Below are 15,614 nucleotides of genomic sequence, written 5' to 3' on the forward strand. Positions count from 1 at the left end.
TCAACGTCGAGACCCCACCGGTGCCCGGCACCGACGACCAGGTCGACGTCAACTACAGCGTCGAAGAGCAGGCTTCCGGTTCGATCACCGCCAGCGTCGGCTTCGCCCAGAGTGCGGGCCTGATCCTCGGTGGTTCGATCAGCCAGAGCAACTTCCTCGGTACCGGTAACAAGGTGTCCATCGGGCTGACCCGTTCGGAATACCAGACCAAGTACAACTTCGGCTTCGTCAACCCCTACTTCACCGCAGACGGCGTCAGCCTGGGTTACAACCTGTTCTACAACACCACCGACTACAGCGATTACTACGACGATGGGGTTTCGTACTATGCAATCAACAGCTACGGTGCCGGGGTCAACTTCGGCTACCCGATCAACGAAACCTCACGCCTGACCTACGGCCTGACCCTGCAGCACGACGACATTTCGCCCGGCACCTACAGCGCCGACGAGATTTACGACTTCATTTCCCGCGAAGGCGAGCGCTTCAACAACCTCAAGGCATCGATCGGTTGGTCCGAGTCGACCCTGAACAAGGGCGTACTGGCCACCCGGGGCCACTCGCAGAGCCTGACGCTGATGGCTACCACCCCTGGTAGCGACCTGTCGTTCTACAAACTCGACTACAACGGCCAGGCTTTCCTGCCAGTCACCAGCAACACCACACTGCGCCTGCACACCAACCTGGGCTACGGCAACGGCTATGGTTCAACCGACGGCTTGCCATTCTATGAAAGCTACACCGCCGGTGGGCAAGGCTCGGTACGCGGGTTCAAGGACGGCACCCTCGGCCCGCGCAGCACACCAGCTACCGGGACCTATTCCAGCGCTGGCCAGGCTTACTATTCCGACCGCGACACCGATGTGCTGGGGGGAAATATCCTGATTACCGGCGGTGCCGAGTATCTGTTCCCACTGCCCTTCGTGAAGGACCAAAGCCAGCTGCGCAGCTCGGTATTCGTCGATGCCGGCAACGTGTATGCCGACACCTGCTACCTCTCCACCACCCAGGGCTGCGGCAGCGTCGACCTGACGCAACTGGCCGTATCGCTGGGGGTTGGCGTGACCTGGTACAGCCCGATGGGGCCGCTGAGCTTTAGCCTGGCGGCACCGCTGAAGAAGCCGGATAACGCCGAAACCCAGATCTTCCAGTTCTCCCTGGGGCAGACGTTCTGATGCCTGCAATCGACGCCTGAGCGGAAGTGCCCCCTGCAGGACCACCCTTCGACTGCGAAGCGCCCAGTCAAGCCGATGCATGTTCATCGCTTTGGCGGGGTGCTTCGCAGCACAACGCCACGCCGGTAAGGACCTTACCAAGTCGGCTGTGAGTATTACCCGCTTTTACCCCCGCTTAACCCAAGTTGACAGTCACCTTGCCTAAGCTGGCCAGCACTCGTACCCCGCCCAGCAGGACTCGCTCATGCCCCCGTTCACGCCATGCTTCCCCACCACGTTGCGCTCCGATGAAGTACCCCTCGCACTATTGGACCTTGTCCAGCAGCGCCTGGCCAACCTGCTCGGCCCTCAGTTCACCGTGACACTGGGTGGCAGCGGTAACGGCGAAGGCGTCAGCCACTACCACCTGGCTATCGAGCACAACCAGAGCGGCGTTTCCATGGTAGACACCGGCGACGTCGGCAGCGGCTTTATCGAATACCTGCTACGCCTGGCAGGCCAGGTGCGGAAAATGCTCGACTCAGCCACTTTCACCCGCATGGGCAGTAATGATCCGAACCGACCACTGGTGTGGCTGAGTGAGCTGGCCAGCCCCGGGGAAAGCATTACAATGCACGCCCCAATCTGAAATATGTTTTCCTCATGAAATCACTGCTTTACGCCGTAAGCTTACTGTTTTGCTTTAATCTGCCAGCCTTGGCCAACCCTCCAGCGACCTTCACCGAGGCCAAGGTGGTGGCCAAGCAGAAGGTGTACCTGGACCAGGCCAGCAGCGCCATGGGCGACCTGTACTGCGGGTGCAAATGGACCTGGGTGGGCAAGTCCGGCGGGCGTATCGATGCCGCTTCGTGCGGTTACCAGACGCGCAAGCAACAGAACCGCGCCGAGCGCACCGAGTGGGAACACATCGTGCCCGCCTACACCTTTGGCAACCAGCGCCAGTGCTGGAAAAACGGCGGCCGCGAGCACTGCGTGGACAACGACCCGGTGTTCCGCGCCATGGAGGCCGACCTGTTCAACCTGTACCCGGCCGTGGGTGAGGTCAACGGCGACCGCAGCAACTTCAACTACGGCATGGTCGCTGGCAATACCGGCGAATACGGCCAGTGCACCACCAAGGTGGATTTCGTCCAGCGCGCCGCCGAGCCGCGTGACGAGGTGAAAGGCCTGGTAGCACGTACCACGTTCTACATGTTCGACCGCTACCAGCTGAGCATGTCGCGCCAGCAGCAACAGTTGCTGATGGCTTGGGACAAGCAGCACCCGGTGTCTGCCTGGGAGAAAGAGCGCGACCGGCGCATCGCCGCGATCATGGGCCATGCCAACCCGTTCGTGAGCGGTGAGCGCAAGTGGACCGCTGGTTACAAGCCGACAGGCAGTGGCATCGTGCAAGCGCTGCCAACCAAGCCTGCCAAGGCAGAGGCCAAGCCGAGCCTGGCCAGTTCCGCGTCGGTGGGGGCGGTGCTTGGCAACCGTAATAGCCATGTGTATCACCTGTCGGTAGGCTGCCCGGGCTACAACCAGGTGGCGGCGAAAAACCAGGTCAGCTTTGCCACCGAAGGTGAGGCGCAGGCAGCGGGCTATCGCAAGGCCGGTAACTGCCGCTGACGCTACAGCACCACGGGGCCGCTCAGCGGCCCTTGGTGCTCAAGGCCTGCACACCTCATTCACCAGATTCGCCGGCCGCTCCCCGGCCAGCGCGCTGAGCAGATTGTCTACTGCACACCGCGCCATGGCCTGGCGGGTTTCTTCGGTCGCCGAGCCGATATGCGGGGTCGCCACTACATTGCTGAGCTGCAGCAGTGGCGAGTCCACCGGCAACGGCTCCTGCACGAACACATCCAGCCCCGCACCGCGTATGCGCTTGGCCCGCAATGCTTCAATCAACGCCGGCTCATCCACCACGCGCCCGCGCGCGATGTTCACCAGGATTGCCTCGGGTTTCATCAACCCCAGTTCCCGTGCGCCAATCAGGCCTTCAGTGCTGGCACTCAGCGGCACCGTCAGGCAAACGAAATCGGCCTGCTGCAACAACCCGTCCAGGTCGCACTGCCGTGCACCATAGCGCGCCTCCACCTCGGGCTTGGCGCGCGGGCTGTGGTAGAGCACGCGCATGCCGAAACCAGCCACCGCGCGGCGGGCCAGTGCCTCGCCTATCCGCCCCATGCCAACGATCCCCAGCGTCTTGCCATGTACATCACAGCCAAAATGCGCCGCCCCCAGGTTGGCCTGCCAGTGGCCGTCACGCACCCAGTTCGCCAGCTCCACCACCCGCCTGGCGGTGGCCAGGATCAAGGCAAAGCCGGTGTCGGCGGTGGTTTCGGTCAATACGTCCGGGGTGTTGGTCAGCATCACGCCACGCCGGCTGAGTTCAGCAATGTCGTAGTTGTCCACGCCCACTGAAACGCTGGACACGACTTGCAGCTGCGGCGCCAGCTCGAGCAAGCCGGCATCCAGGCGCAGGCTGGCCCCCAGCAACCCGTGGGCCCCTGGCAAGGCATCGCGCAGGCGGGCCAGGCCATCAGGCTGGGCAGTATCCACCCACGTCACATCAACCTGCGCTTGCAGGCGGGCCATCAAGTCGTCGGACAGACGCTTGTACAGGACGATTCGTTTTTTCATCGCAGGTTTTCCTAAGGGTTCATCGCCAGGCGCGAGCCATTACGCTTGGCCCGGCCAGAGGTCTGGGAAGTATTGAGCGCGGCCGTGAGTGCCACGGCGGTCAGCAGCGCGCCGCACATGAACAGGTAAGAGGCACCAGGCCCGCCCGTGGCGCCATTGAGATAACCCACCAACCACGAGCCGCCGAACGAACCCAGCGCGCCCATGCTGTTGATCAGTGCCATGGCCCCACCGGCAACGTTGGCCGGCAAGATCTCGGGCACGATGGCAAAGAACGGGCCGTAGGGCGCGTACATGCAAGCGCCAGCAAGCACCAGCAGCGCATACGACAGCCAGAAATGTTCGCTGCCCAAGGCATAAGAGCCATAGAACGCCACGGCTGCGATCAACAAAGGCGGCCAGACGAAGCGCTTGCGCTTTTGCAGGCGGTCGGAGGCCCAGGACACGCCCACCATGCCCAGCACAGCCGCCAGGTACGGCACCGAGGCCAGCCAGCCAGCCTGGACGATATCGACATTCGCTGCTTGTTTGAGGATCGACGGCAACCACAGCACAAAGCCATACACCCCGATACTCCAGCAGAAGTACTGCAGCGCCAGGATGATCACCTGCGGCGAGCGGAATGCCTCGCGGTAGTTCTTCACCGGCTTGATGCCCTGCTGCTCAGCGGCCAATGCCTCCTGCAGGTCGGCTTTTTCCTGCGCACTAAGCCAGCTGACCTGGGCCGGGCGGTCGTCTACCAGGCGCCACCAGAAGAACGCCCAGATCACCGCCGGCAAGCCTTCGATGATGAACATCCAGCGCCAGTCGTAGTGCTTGATCAGGTACCCCGACACCACCGACATCCACAGGATGGTCACCGGGTTGCCGAGCATCAGGAATGTATTGGCACGCGAGCGCTCGGCGCGGGTGAACCAGTGGCACAGGTACACCAGCATGGCGGGCATCACTGCGGCCTCGACCACACCGAGCAGAAAGCGGATACCGATCAGCATGTAGACATTGCTGACCATGCCGGTGAGCGTGGCAAGGCCGCCCCAGAGAATCAGACAGACGAAGATCAGCTTCTTCACACTGCGCTTTTCGGCGTAAATGGCCCCAGGTACCTGGAAGAAGAAGTAGCCGAGGAAGAACAACGCCCCCAGCAATGACGAAAGCACGGGGGTGATGTGCAGGTCTTCGGCCATGCCGGAGGCGGCGGCGAAGCCGTAATTGGCGCGGTCCAGGTAGGCCAGGCTGTAGGTGAAGAACACGATCGGGATGATGTACCACCAGCGGCGCGGTGCCAGGCGTGGGCTTTGCATGGTTTGTTGCTCCTGAGCTTGTTTTTTTTGTTGCAACAGGTGATTGGGGTTGGGGCCTTCACGCGCTTCTGCGCAGGTCGTAGGCCTCCAGTTCATGGCGCAGCGGCAGCCCTTCCATGTCGCCTCGCGACTGCACGGCACGGCTGCCGCACCAGTTGCCGCGCGCCACCGCTTGGGCCACCGGGCACCCCTCCAGCAATGCGCTGAGCACGCCAACGGCAAAGGCATCACCGGCGCCGACGGTGTCCACCACACGGCTGACGGGCACAGGGTCGACCTGGCCCTCGCCTTTGGCACTGCGGAAATAGGCGCCGGCCTCGCCCAGCTTGATCACCACCAGCTCTACGCCCTGGTCGAGGTAAAACGCAGCGATGTCAGCCGGGCTATGCTGGCCCGTCAGCAGCCGGCCCTCTTCCAGACCGGGTAGCACCCAGTCGGCCTTGAACGCCAGCGCATTGATTTCGCGCACCATGCTGCCTTGGTCAGGCCATAGCGATGGGCGCAAGTTAGGGTCGAACGAAATGCTGCGCCCAGCGGCGCGCATGGCGTCGAGCAGTTCATGCGACAGCGCCCGGCAACCCTGCGAAAGTGCGGGCGGAATGCCCGTGGCGTGCAGGTGGCGGGACTGCAGCAAACCTGGCTGGATCATCGTTGGCGACAGCCAGCTGGCTGCCGACCCACGGCGAAAGTACTCCACAGTGGGGTCGCTGCCGTCATCGCAGCGGGCCTTGAGCTGAAAGCCTGTGGGGAAATTGCAATCCACTTCGACAGCGGAACAGTCCAGGCCCTCGCGGCGCAGGCTGTCGAGAACGAAACGGCCCAGCGAGTCGTCACCCACCCGGCTCAGCCAGCGCACCTTGAAACCCAGGCGCGCCAGGCCTATGGCCACGTTGCTGTCCGCGCCGGCGATGCGTTTGGCAAATTGGCCGACACTGGCCAGGTCGCCAACATGCTCGGCGACGAACATGGCCATGGTTTCGCCAAAGCACAGCACGTCATGGTCATGCATGGGCCACCTCCTCGCCCGCGCCCAGCACAGAAAGGCTGCGCACCTGGGCTCGGGTCAGCATCAGCAAGTCTTCCCCGACCAAGGGGTACTCGACGGCGCGCACCACCCCGGGGACGAATTCGGCCATCAGCCCAGCCCACGCTTCCAGGTCCGACGCTTGTGGCGGTATCGCCACCAGGCGCCCATCGGCCCTGCGCTGCACCGCCTTGCAATGCACATAGCGCACCCAGCGGCCGAGTTGCCGTGCCGCTTGCGATGCAGGCTCCCCCTGCCACTGCCAGTTACCCACATCGAAGGTCATCCCCAGGTTCAGCCCCAGCCGGTCAGCATCCTGGAAGAACTGCAACAGCGGCTGGATTCTGCCGCCTTGCAGGGTCTGGTCGTTTTCCACCAGCAGCAGCGGGCCGTCGGCAGGCAGCAGCGTCTTCAAAGCCGCCACATCGCAGCGTTCATTGAAGTGCCCCAAGGAAACTTTTAGCGCAACCGCGCCAAGCGCACGGGCGATTTCCAGCTTTTGCGCCAGCAACGGGTCGGGCACGCCTTGCGCCGTCCACAGTTCCAGGGGAGTCGAATACAGGCATTCCATGCCGAGCACCGCAATGAGCGACCCCAGCGCAGCGGCGTCGGGAGCACTGGCAAACAATTCTTCGCGCAATTCCACCCAGCTGACACCCGCGGCGGCTAACAGATCAAGAAACTGCTCCTGGCCACGTTGCCGGACAAAGTCGGCGCCATAACTGGAGAGGCTGATGGAAACGGGGTTCGGGCACATTGTTTTTATCCTCATGAAACCGGTTTCATTTTCAGTCAGCAGCGACAGGCACACGCCTGCCGTCGCTTACTGGGGTTGGGTTGAACCGCGGATGACCAAGTTGGCCTTGAAGTCGATGCGCCGCGCTGCACTGCTGTCGCCACGCAGGCGACCGAGCAGGCTCTCGAATGCCGCCACACCGATGCGCTCGGTGGGCTGCGCCAGCGCGGTAATGCCATTGCCGACCAGCGGATACCAGTCGAGGTCGTCGAGGGCGATCAGGCCGACTTCGGCGAACAGGTTGCGCCCGGCATCGTGCAGCGCCCGGCTGACCGCCAGGGTGGCGACGCCGTTGAAGGTGAAGATGGCTTGCGGGCCGTGGCCCCGGCTGGCCAGGAACGCGTCCAGCTGGCCCGCCAGGCCGGCGCTGGTTTCCAGTACCTGCTGGCGCATGCCAGGGCGCCGGCTGATCGATGCGCCAAATGCCTGCACCCGCTCCAGGCGCGAGCTGGTGCCATCGAGCGGTTCGCAGACTGCGAGCACGTCGCGGTAGCCTTGGGCCTGCAGGTGGTCCAGGGCCTGCTCCACGGCGTCGGCATTGTCCAGGCCGACCAGGTCGGCATTCAGCTCTGGCAATTGGCGGTCGACCAGCACCATGGGGATGTCACGCTGCAGGTTGAGCAGTTCGCGTGGGTGGTGGCCGAGGGTGTTCACGATCAGGCCTTCGACGTTGTAGCTTTGCAGGGCCACCAGGTGGTGGCGTTCCTGTTCGTCGTCACGGTTGGTGTTGCACACCACCAGGCTGTAGCCATGCTGGCGGCAGGCGGTTTCAACACCCTGCATCACGGCGACTGAATAGGGGTTGAGAATATCGGCCACCAGCATGCCGATCAGCCGTGTCTGGCCGCGTTTGAGGCCGCGGGCCATCTGGTTGGGGCGGTAGCCGAGGCGTTGGATGACCTCCTCCAGGCGCTTGGCCGTGGCTTCGGCCAACAACTGGCGCTCACCACCGATATAACGGGAGACGGTGGCCTTGGAAACGCCAGCGACACGCGCTACTTCGCTGATGGTGACCCGTTCGCGGGCATGGGCAGGCGCGTCGGTCATGGGGTGTCCTTATGATTGTTGTGATGACGATGAAACCGGTTTCAATACAGCAGAACCAAGGCCATTCGTCAACAGCTGTCAAGCGGGAGGTGGCTAGCGCGGGGTTTCCGTCGAGCCATGGTTCGAGCGCCGCGGGCGCGGCGCTCGAACGCACAGGGGCCAGAAACCTCAAGGCATACGCCAGGTGACGCGGGTCAGCGCAGGGCTTTCACATCAGCCGCAGTGACCGCGTCACCGTGGTTACCCCAACTGCTCCTGACGAAGTTCACCACTTCGGCAACTTCCTGGTCACTCAGGCGCCAGCCGAACGCTGGCATGGTGAAGTTCGACGGCGCTGTATGCGTCGCGGGTACCGTACCCCCCGCCAGTACCACGTGGATCAGCGAGGTGGCGTCCGCCGTCTGCACCACCGGGTTACCGGCAAGCGCCGGAAATACACGGGTGTAGCCCTGGCCATCGGTACGGTGGCAGGCTGCGCAATTGTCGATGTACACGGCGGCGCCAGGCTTGCTGTCGTCGCCCTTCCACAGCGCATCCGCCACCTGTTTGTCGTAGACATGTGGCTGGTCATCCGGGTTGCTCGGCGGCAGGGTCTTCAGGTAGCGGGCAATCGCGGTCAGGTCGGCATCGGTCATGTGCTGCATGCTGTGCTCGACCACATCGCTCATGCCACCAAAAACGGCACTGCGATCGCTACGTCCGGTCTTCAGGAACTGCACCAGCTGCGCTTCGCTCCAGCTACCCAGGCCATCCTTGTGGTCGCCACGCAGGTTCTTGGCAATCCAGCCTTCCAGCGGTGCACTGCCGGCCAGGAACTGCTCACCGTCCGCCGGGCTCAGGGCCTTTTCCTGCATGGTCAATGCCCGCGGCGTATGGCAGGCGCCACAATGCCCCAAGCCTTCGACCAGATACGCACCACGGTTCACCACCGGGTCGGCTGCCGCCGAAGCCTGCCAGGGTTTGGCCTCTGGTGCGAAAAGGCCACGCCAGATCGAGAGCGGCCAGCGCATGCTCAGCGGCCAGGGAATGTCGGTGGCCTTGTTGGCCTGCTCCACCGGTTCCACCCCCTTCATGAAGTAGGCGTACAGCGCCTGCATGTCCGGCTCGCTTACCCGCGCGTACGAGGGGTATGGCATAGCCGGGTACAGGGTGCTGCCGTTCTTGCCGATGCCTTCGCGCACGGCCCGGTCGAAGTCTTCGAAACTGTAATGACCGATGCCGCTGGCAGCCGGGGTGATATTGGTGGAGTACACCGTGCCGATGGGGGTCTCCATCGGCAGTCCACCAGCAAAGGGCTTGCCGCCCTTGGCGGTATGGCAGGCCACACAGTCGCCGGCGCGGGCCAGGTACTGGCCCTGGCGCACCTGCGCGTCATCATTGACAGCCGCCTGTGCAGCCCCGCCGGCACCCAGCAGGAGGGTCGCGATCAACATTTTCTTCATGCGCATCGCTCCTCAAGCCTGGACCAGCGGGCCGGGGTTTTTCAGGTACTGCTCGCGGATGGCGCGGGCCGACCAGTAGGTCAGCGCCGCCACCAGCCCGGTCGGGTTGTAACCCAGGCCCTGCGGGAACGCCGAAGCGCCAGGGACAAACACATTGTGCACATCCCAGCTTTGCAGGTAGCGGTTCAGCGCACTGGTCTTCGGGTCGGTGCCCATGACCGCACCGCCGTTCAGGTGGGTGGTCTGGTAGCTGGCAGTGTTGAAGTGGTCCTTGACCTGCTTGCCCAGCACGGCAATGGCTTTGGGGTTCATCGCCTGGGCAATCTTGCTCAGCTTGGCGACCATGAACTGGTTCATCTTGATGTCGTTTTCCTGCCAGTCGAAGGTCATGCGCAACAGCGGCTGGCCGTAGGCGTCACGGTAGGTGGGGTCGAGGTCCAGATAGTTGCCACGGTAGGACTGGTGGGCGCCGTGGGCATCCATCGACACCTGATGGGTGTAGTAGTCGGCCGTGGCCTTCTTCCACGCGCTGCCCCAGGCCGGCGTGCCCGGCGGGTTGGCGGTGCCAGCAATCGGCCGACTGCCGGCCTGGTTCACCCACATGGGCGAGCCACCGACGAAGCCGTGGGGGCCGTGGTCGAAGTTGTCGGCATTGAAGTCGTCGATGGCAATACCGTTGCCACCGGCGCCGATGAAGTTGTTGGTGTAGGTGTCCTTGTCGAAGAAGGCCTTGACCGTGCCCATGTTCTGGTAGGCGAAGTTACGCCCGACCACACCCTCGTTGCTCACCGGGTCGTAGGGCTTGCCAATGCCTGAAAGCAGCATCAGGCGCACATTGTTGAACTGGAATGCCGCCAGGATCACCAGCTCTGCCGGCTGCTCTACCTCGCGCCCCTGGGCATCGATATAGGTGACGCCAGTGGCTTTGCGCTTGCTGTCGTCCAGGTTCACCCGCAGTACATGGGCGTTGGGCCGCAACTCGAAGTTGGGCACCTGACGCAGCGCGGGCAGGATGTTTACGTTGGGCGACGCCTTGGAGTACATGTAGCACACGTAGCCGCTGCAGAAACCACAGAAGTTGCACGGCCCCATCTGCGCCCCGTAGGGGTTGGTGTAAGGCCCCGAGGTGTTGGCCGAAGGCAAATTGTAAGGCTTGTAGCCCAGGCTGCTGGCGGCCTTTTCGAATAACCTGGCCGATACAACGTTCTTCTGCGCGGGTAGCGGGAACGGGTTGGAACGGTCTGGTGCGTAGGGGTTGCCACCCTGCCCTTCACCGACCAGCTGGCCGTTGACGGTCCAGGCCTGGCCCGAGGTGCCAAAGACTTTCTCGGCAAAGTCGAAGTGCGGTTCCAGCTCTTCGTAACTGACGCCGAAATCCTGGATGGTCATGCCTTCGGGGATGAACTTGCGCCCGTAGCGCTCCTCGTAGTGGCTGCGCAAGCGCAACTCGACGGGGTCGACCCGAAAGTGCACCCCCGACCAGTGCAGGCCAGCGCCGCCCACGCCTTTGCCCGGCAGAAAGGCGCCCAGCTGGCGGTTGGGCAGTGCCACGTCATGCATGCTGTGGCGGATAGTGACGGTTTCTTTTGACACGTCGACGAACAGCTTCTTGCGCACGCTGTAGGTCAGTTCGTCGATCACCTGCGGGTAGCTGCCTTCGGGGTACGTGTCCTGCATCGGTCCACGTTCCAGCGCCACCACATGCAGGCCGGCTTCAGTCAGCTCCTTGGCCATGATCGCGCCGGCCCAACCGAAGCCGACGATGACTGCATCCACTTTGTTCAACACAGTCGCCATGCCTCAGGCCCTCTCGCCGCGGATCGATACAGCCGGGAACGGGTAAGGCTCGTTACGTTCGACCCAATCCATGAAATCGGCGCGGGCGCCGGGGAAGCCGATCTGGGTCCACCCGACCATGCCTCTGTTGCCACCATGGATCGGGTCGCAGAAGAAGCCTTCGCGCGTGTTCTGCACCAGCAAACTGAAGAACACCTTGGCCGGGACCGTGTCGAAAACCAGCTCCCCTGCCTCTACTTTGCTGAGGATACGGTCTCGGGTAGCGCTATCTTGCGCAGCAAAAACCTGCCCGCTGTTGGCTTTGCACCACCCGTCCACGGCGGCGATACCCAGGCGGTAGATCTGTTGCGGCGAGAGCTGCAACTGGTAGCCCAGCTCGGGCGCGGCGTCAGCGTTGAACGGGCCTTGCATGTACCACTGGGCACCTGTTGCGTAGGGGGTGTTCATTTGCCGGTCGATGAATTCGGCGGCACCAGCTTCAAGCGCACCAGGCCCGAGCTCGTCGGCCGGGATAATGCGAGACACAGCGGCCTGGACGAAAGCCCACTCCTCGGCACTGAAGAACGTTGGCTGATAGTCGCTCGCTGGGGGTGTGGACGGAACCTTGGGCTCATGTACCGGGACCGGGGCTGCCAACAGTTGGCTGGCACCCGCGCCGAGGCCGGTGCTGGCCACGGTGACCACGGGGATCAAGGTCAGGGTCTTGCGCAAAAAATCCCTGCGCGGGTTATCTGGAGCGTGCTCAGGCATTGTGAATCCTCATCGGCTGTGCGGTGGCCTCGATATGCGCCATCTGCTTTTCAAAGGGTGATCTTGATAGGTCATCAAGAAGACAGCCGGATAATCTAGCGTGTTCAGAAATGTTTTGAAACCGGTTTCATACCTAGGTTTACTCCCATTCGAGGATGCCCCGCGCCGTCCTGGGACGGCCGTCCGGCCATGACTTTTTTCACATTCTGGGCGCGGCCTTGCTTTTGCCGCGCCACGGGCATAGCGTTCGGGTGATTTCTTTTCTGTGCCCAGGAGCAACACCATGTACACCGGCATCGTCCAGGCCGTTCGCCCACTGCTTGATGTGACCCGCTACCCGGGCCACAACCAGTTCACCATCGACCTGACCCCGGACCTGCTCGACGAGCTGAAGATCGGCGCCAGCGTCAGTGTCGAGGGCACCTGCCTGTCGGTCACCGAGATCAACGGCAGCCAGGTCAGGTTCGACGCCATGACCGCCACCCTCGAACGCACCAACCTGCGCCATTTCAAGGCCGGCCAAGGCGTGAACATCGAACGCTCGGCGAAGATGAACGCCGAAATCGGCGGCCACCTGATGGCCGGCCACATCGCCACCACTGCCGAAATCGTTGAGCTGTCGATCAAGGACACCGGCGCCTTCATCACCTTCCGCATGCCGCCGGAATGGGGCAAGTACGTGTTCCCGCGTGGTTTCATCGGGGTCAATGGCTGCAGCCTGACCGTCGCTGACGTGGAGGACAACCTCGTCACCATCAACCTGATCCCGGAAACCCTGCGCCAGACCACCTTCGCCAGCTACAAAGCCGGCGAGCTGCTGAATATCGAGGTCGACCACCAGACCATGGTGCTCGTGGATGTGGTGGAGCGTACCCTCATGGGCACGCTGGCCCGTGTAAAGCTGGCCTGAGGCCTGCAGAGGCAGCCCATGGCCAGCTGGCACGTTGATCACTCGATGCGCGGATGCTGCTGCACCAACAGCTTGCGCTTGGCCTCCAGCTCGGCGATCTGCTCATCGATGTCTTCGATCTTCTGCTCGATATTGTCGTGGTGCTCCTGCAGCAGCTCGCGTGCTTCCTCGATGTCCGACGCAGCCGGTGCAGCACCGCGCAACGGTTTGTTGGCAGTTTCCTTCATGGTAAGGCCGGTGATCAGGCCTACTGCGGCGATCACCATCAGGTAATAAGCCGGCATGTAGAGGTTGCCGCTGCTTTCAACCAGCCAGGCGGCGATCGTTGGGGTGAGGCCAGCGATCAGCACCGAAATGTTGAAGGCACTGGCCAGCGCACTGTAGCGGATATGGGTGGGGAACATCGCCGGCAAGGTCGAAGCCATGACCCCGATGAAGAAGTTCAGCAGCACGGCAATGATCAGCAGCCCGGAGAAGATCAGCCCAAGCGCACCGCTGTTGATCAGCATGAACGCCGGAATCGCCAGTGCGAACAGGCCAACGCTGCCGACCACGATGAACGGGCGACGGCCATACTTGTCGCTCAACATCCCGATGACAGGTTGCACGAACAGCATGCCGACCATGATCGCGATGATGATCAGCACGCCATGGTCTTCGCTGTAGTGCAAGTTATGCGACAGGTAGCTGGGCATGTAGGTGAGCAGCATGTAGTAGGTGACGTTGGTGGCGATCACCACGCCGATGCAAGTCACCAGGCTGCGCCAGTGCTGGGTGGCCACTTCTTTGAACGACACTTTGGGCCCCGAGGCCAGGCCTTCTCGGTCACCCTGCTCCATCTTGTCGACATGCTGCTGGAACGCGGGGGTTTCTTCCAGCGCGTTGCGCAGGTAGAGGCCAATGATGCCCAAGGGCAAGGCCAGGAAGAACGGCAGGCGCCAGCCCCACTCAAGGAACTTTTCTTCACCGAGAATGGTGGAAATCAACACCACCACGCCCGCGCCAAGCACAAAGCCTGCGATCGAACCGAAGTCCAACCAGCTGCCGAGAAAGCCCCGCTTGCGGTCGGGAGCGTATTCGGCGACGAAGATCGATGCACCGGTGTACTCGCCACCGACTGAGAAGCCCTGTGCCATTTTCGCCAGCAGCAACAGGATCGGTGCCCAGATGCCGATGCTGGCGTAGGACGGTATCAGGCCGATGGCGAAAGTGCTCAGCGACATGATGACGATGGTTGCGGCGAGGATCTTCTGCCGGCCGAACCTGTCGCCCAGGGCACCAAAGAACAGCCCGCCCAGCGGGCGGATCAGGAACGGTACCGAGAACGTGGCCAGCGCGGCGATCATCTGCACGCTGGGGTCGGCATTGGGGAAGAACACCTTGCCCAATGCATAGGCGACGAAGCCATAGACACCAAAGTCGAACCACTCCATGGCGTTACCCAAGGCGGCGGCGGTGATCGCCTTTTTCATCTTGGCGTCGTCGACGATGGTGATGTCTTTGAGGCCGATTGGCTTGACGCTTTTCTTGCGAGATTTCATGCCCGTATCCCTGTCGCTGAATGCTCTAAGGGATCAGATACAACGGGACACTAAATAATTCAGCGCTTACGGAATTTTTGTGTCGTGGTGGCTGACTGTGTTACGGGGGCTAGCGCCGCAGAGCAGGTCGATGAGCCTGCAGGCAGCGCCGCCTCGATGAGATGCGCCGCTAACGCGGCGCGCTTTGAATCAGATGCCTTCGCGGGCCAGGTCCATGGCGAAGTACGTCAGGATCAGGTCGGCACCGGCACGCTTGATTGCACCAATGCTTTCGCGCACCACTCGGCCTTCATCAATGGCGCCCGCCAGGCCGCCGAACTTGATCATCGCGTACTCGCCGCTGACCTGATACGCCGCCAATGGCAGGCGTGAGGCGGCGCGGATGTCCGCGATCACGTCCAGGTACGCACCGGCCGGCTTGACCATCAGCACGTCCGCCCCTTCCTGCTCGTCGAGCAGCGACTCGCGCACCGCTTCGCGGCGGTTCATCGGGTTCATCTGGTAACTCTTGCGGTCGCCCTTCAGCGCGGTGCCACCGGCCTCACGGAACGGGCCATACAGCGAGGAGGCGAACTTGGTGGAGTACGCCATGATCGCGGTGTCGTGGAAGCCCGCACCGTCCAACGCACTGCGGATCGCCTGGACCTGGCCGTCCATCGCTGCCGACGGGGCGATGAAGTCGGCGCCGGCAGCGGCCGCGATCACTGCCTGCTTGCCGAGGTTGGCCAGGGTGGCGTCGTTGTCCACGCCGTGGTCATGCAGCACGCCGCAGTGGCCGTGGCTGGTGTACTCGCAGAAGCAGGTATCGGACATCACCACCATTTCCGGCACGGTGTCCTTGCAGATGCGCGACATGCGCGCCACCAGGCCGTTTTCGTTCCAGGTGTCGCTGCCGGTGGCGTCCAGGTTGTGCGACACGCCAAAGGTCATGACCGACTTGATACCGGCGCGTGCATAGCGCTCGATTTCCTGGGCCAGCAGTTTTTCCGGAATACGGTTGACCCCGGGCATACTGGTGATGGGCACGAAATCATCAATGCCTTCTTCGACGAAAATCGGCAGGATCAGGTCTTCAAGGCGGAACTCGGTTTCCTGGAAGATCGTGCGCAGGGAATCGTTCTGGCGCAGGCGGCGGGGACGAACGGACGGGAATTGGTTGGACATGACAGCTCCAGGGAATTTGAACGGCGTATACCTTATGCCTGT

General features: G+C 62.7%; 14 protein-coding genes. 4 read left to right on the top strand and 10 right to left on the bottom strand.

The features are described from left to right. The 3 genes from bamA to DMX11_RS09395 all read left to right on the top strand — a co-directional run. Positions 1 to 1,175: outer membrane protein assembly factor BamA (gene bamA / locus DMX11_RS09385; protein WP_110744272.1), on the top strand; the 1,175-nt coding region annotated here is incomplete at its 5' end. A 244-nt stretch (positions 1,176 to 1,419) separates the two neighbouring features. Next, positions 1,420 to 1,803, top strand: coding sequence for a hypothetical protein (locus DMX11_RS09390; protein WP_110744273.1), 384 nt, complete (start codon positions 1,420 to 1,422; stop codon positions 1,801 to 1,803). Positions 1,804 to 1,817: 14 nt separating this feature from the next. After that, complete coding sequence (locus tag DMX11_RS09395; RefSeq protein ID WP_110744274.1) at positions 1,818 to 2,783, top strand: endonuclease; 966 nt, start codon at positions 1,818 to 1,820, stop codon at positions 2,781 to 2,783. A gap of 39 nt (positions 2,784 to 2,822) precedes the next feature. Here DMX11_RS09395 and DMX11_RS09400 read toward each other — a convergent pair whose 3' ends face one another. From DMX11_RS09400 to DMX11_RS09435, 8 genes are all read right to left on the bottom strand, one after another. Continuing rightward, positions 2,823 to 3,797, bottom strand: coding sequence for a D-glycerate dehydrogenase (locus DMX11_RS09400; protein ID WP_110744275.1), 975 nt, complete (start codon positions 3,795 to 3,797; stop codon positions 2,823 to 2,825). 11 nt (positions 3,798 to 3,808) lie between these two features. Continuing rightward, on the bottom strand, positions 3,809 to 5,101 hold the full coding sequence (locus tag DMX11_RS09405) for an MFS transporter (protein ID WP_110744276.1): 1,293 nt from the start codon (positions 5,099 to 5,101) through the stop codon (positions 3,809 to 3,811). A 58-nt stretch (positions 5,102 to 5,159) separates the two neighbouring features. After that, positions 5,160 to 6,110: a sugar kinase gene (locus DMX11_RS09410; protein ID WP_110744277.1), complete on the bottom strand. Its 951-nt coding sequence runs from the start codon at positions 6,108 to 6,110 to the stop codon at positions 5,160 to 5,162. Further along, positions 6,103 to 6,882: a sugar phosphate isomerase/epimerase gene (locus DMX11_RS09415; protein ID WP_110744278.1), complete on the bottom strand. Its 780-nt coding sequence runs from the start codon at positions 6,880 to 6,882 to the stop codon at positions 6,103 to 6,105. The genes DMX11_RS09410 and DMX11_RS09415 overlap by 8 nt, the downstream gene beginning before the upstream one ends. Positions 6,883 to 6,948: 66 nt before the next feature. Next, entirely contained in the window at positions 6,949 to 7,968 is a 1,020-nt protein-coding gene (locus DMX11_RS09420) for a LacI family DNA-binding transcriptional regulator (RefSeq protein WP_110744279.1), read from the bottom strand. 194 nt (positions 7,969 to 8,162) lie between these two features. After that, on the bottom strand, positions 8,163 to 9,410 hold the full coding sequence (locus DMX11_RS09425) for a cytochrome c (protein ID WP_110744280.1): 1,248 nt from the start codon (positions 9,408 to 9,410) through the stop codon (positions 8,163 to 8,165). Positions 9,411 to 9,422: 12 nt separating this feature from the next. Next, positions 9,423 to 11,207, bottom strand: a complete 1,785-nt coding sequence (locus DMX11_RS09430) for a GMC family oxidoreductase (protein WP_110744281.1) — start codon at positions 11,205 to 11,207, stop codon at positions 9,423 to 9,425. 3 nt (positions 11,208 to 11,210) lie between these two features. Next, a complete protein-coding gene (locus tag DMX11_RS09435) occupies positions 11,211 to 11,957 on the bottom strand; it encodes a gluconate 2-dehydrogenase subunit 3 family protein (RefSeq protein WP_110744282.1) in 747 nt (248 codons plus the stop codon). Between the two features lie 283 nt (positions 11,958 to 12,240). Between DMX11_RS09435 and DMX11_RS09440 the strand changes: the two genes are divergently transcribed. Then, positions 12,241 to 12,867, top strand: a complete 627-nt coding sequence (locus tag DMX11_RS09440) for a riboflavin synthase subunit alpha (RefSeq protein ID WP_110744283.1) — start codon at positions 12,241 to 12,243, stop codon at positions 12,865 to 12,867. Positions 12,868 to 12,905: 38 nt separating this feature from the next. On the opposite strand, the gene proP is transcribed toward DMX11_RS09440, so the two are convergent. Together proP and hemB are read right to left on the bottom strand one after the other, a co-directional pair. Next, a complete protein-coding gene (gene proP / locus DMX11_RS09445) occupies positions 12,906 to 14,408 on the bottom strand; it encodes a glycine betaine/L-proline transporter ProP (protein ID WP_110744284.1) in 1,503 nt (500 codons plus the stop codon). 189 nt (positions 14,409 to 14,597) lie between these two features. After that, positions 14,598 to 15,572: a porphobilinogen synthase gene (gene hemB, locus DMX11_RS09450; RefSeq protein WP_110744285.1), complete on the bottom strand. Its 975-nt coding sequence runs from the start codon at positions 15,570 to 15,572 to the stop codon at positions 14,598 to 14,600. Between the last annotated feature and the right edge of the window lie 42 nt (positions 15,573 to 15,614).

It is taken from the genome of Pseudomonas sp. LB-090624, assembly GCF_003205205.1.
Taxonomy (GTDB): Bacteria; Pseudomonadota; Gammaproteobacteria; order Pseudomonadales; family Pseudomonadaceae; genus Aquipseudomonas.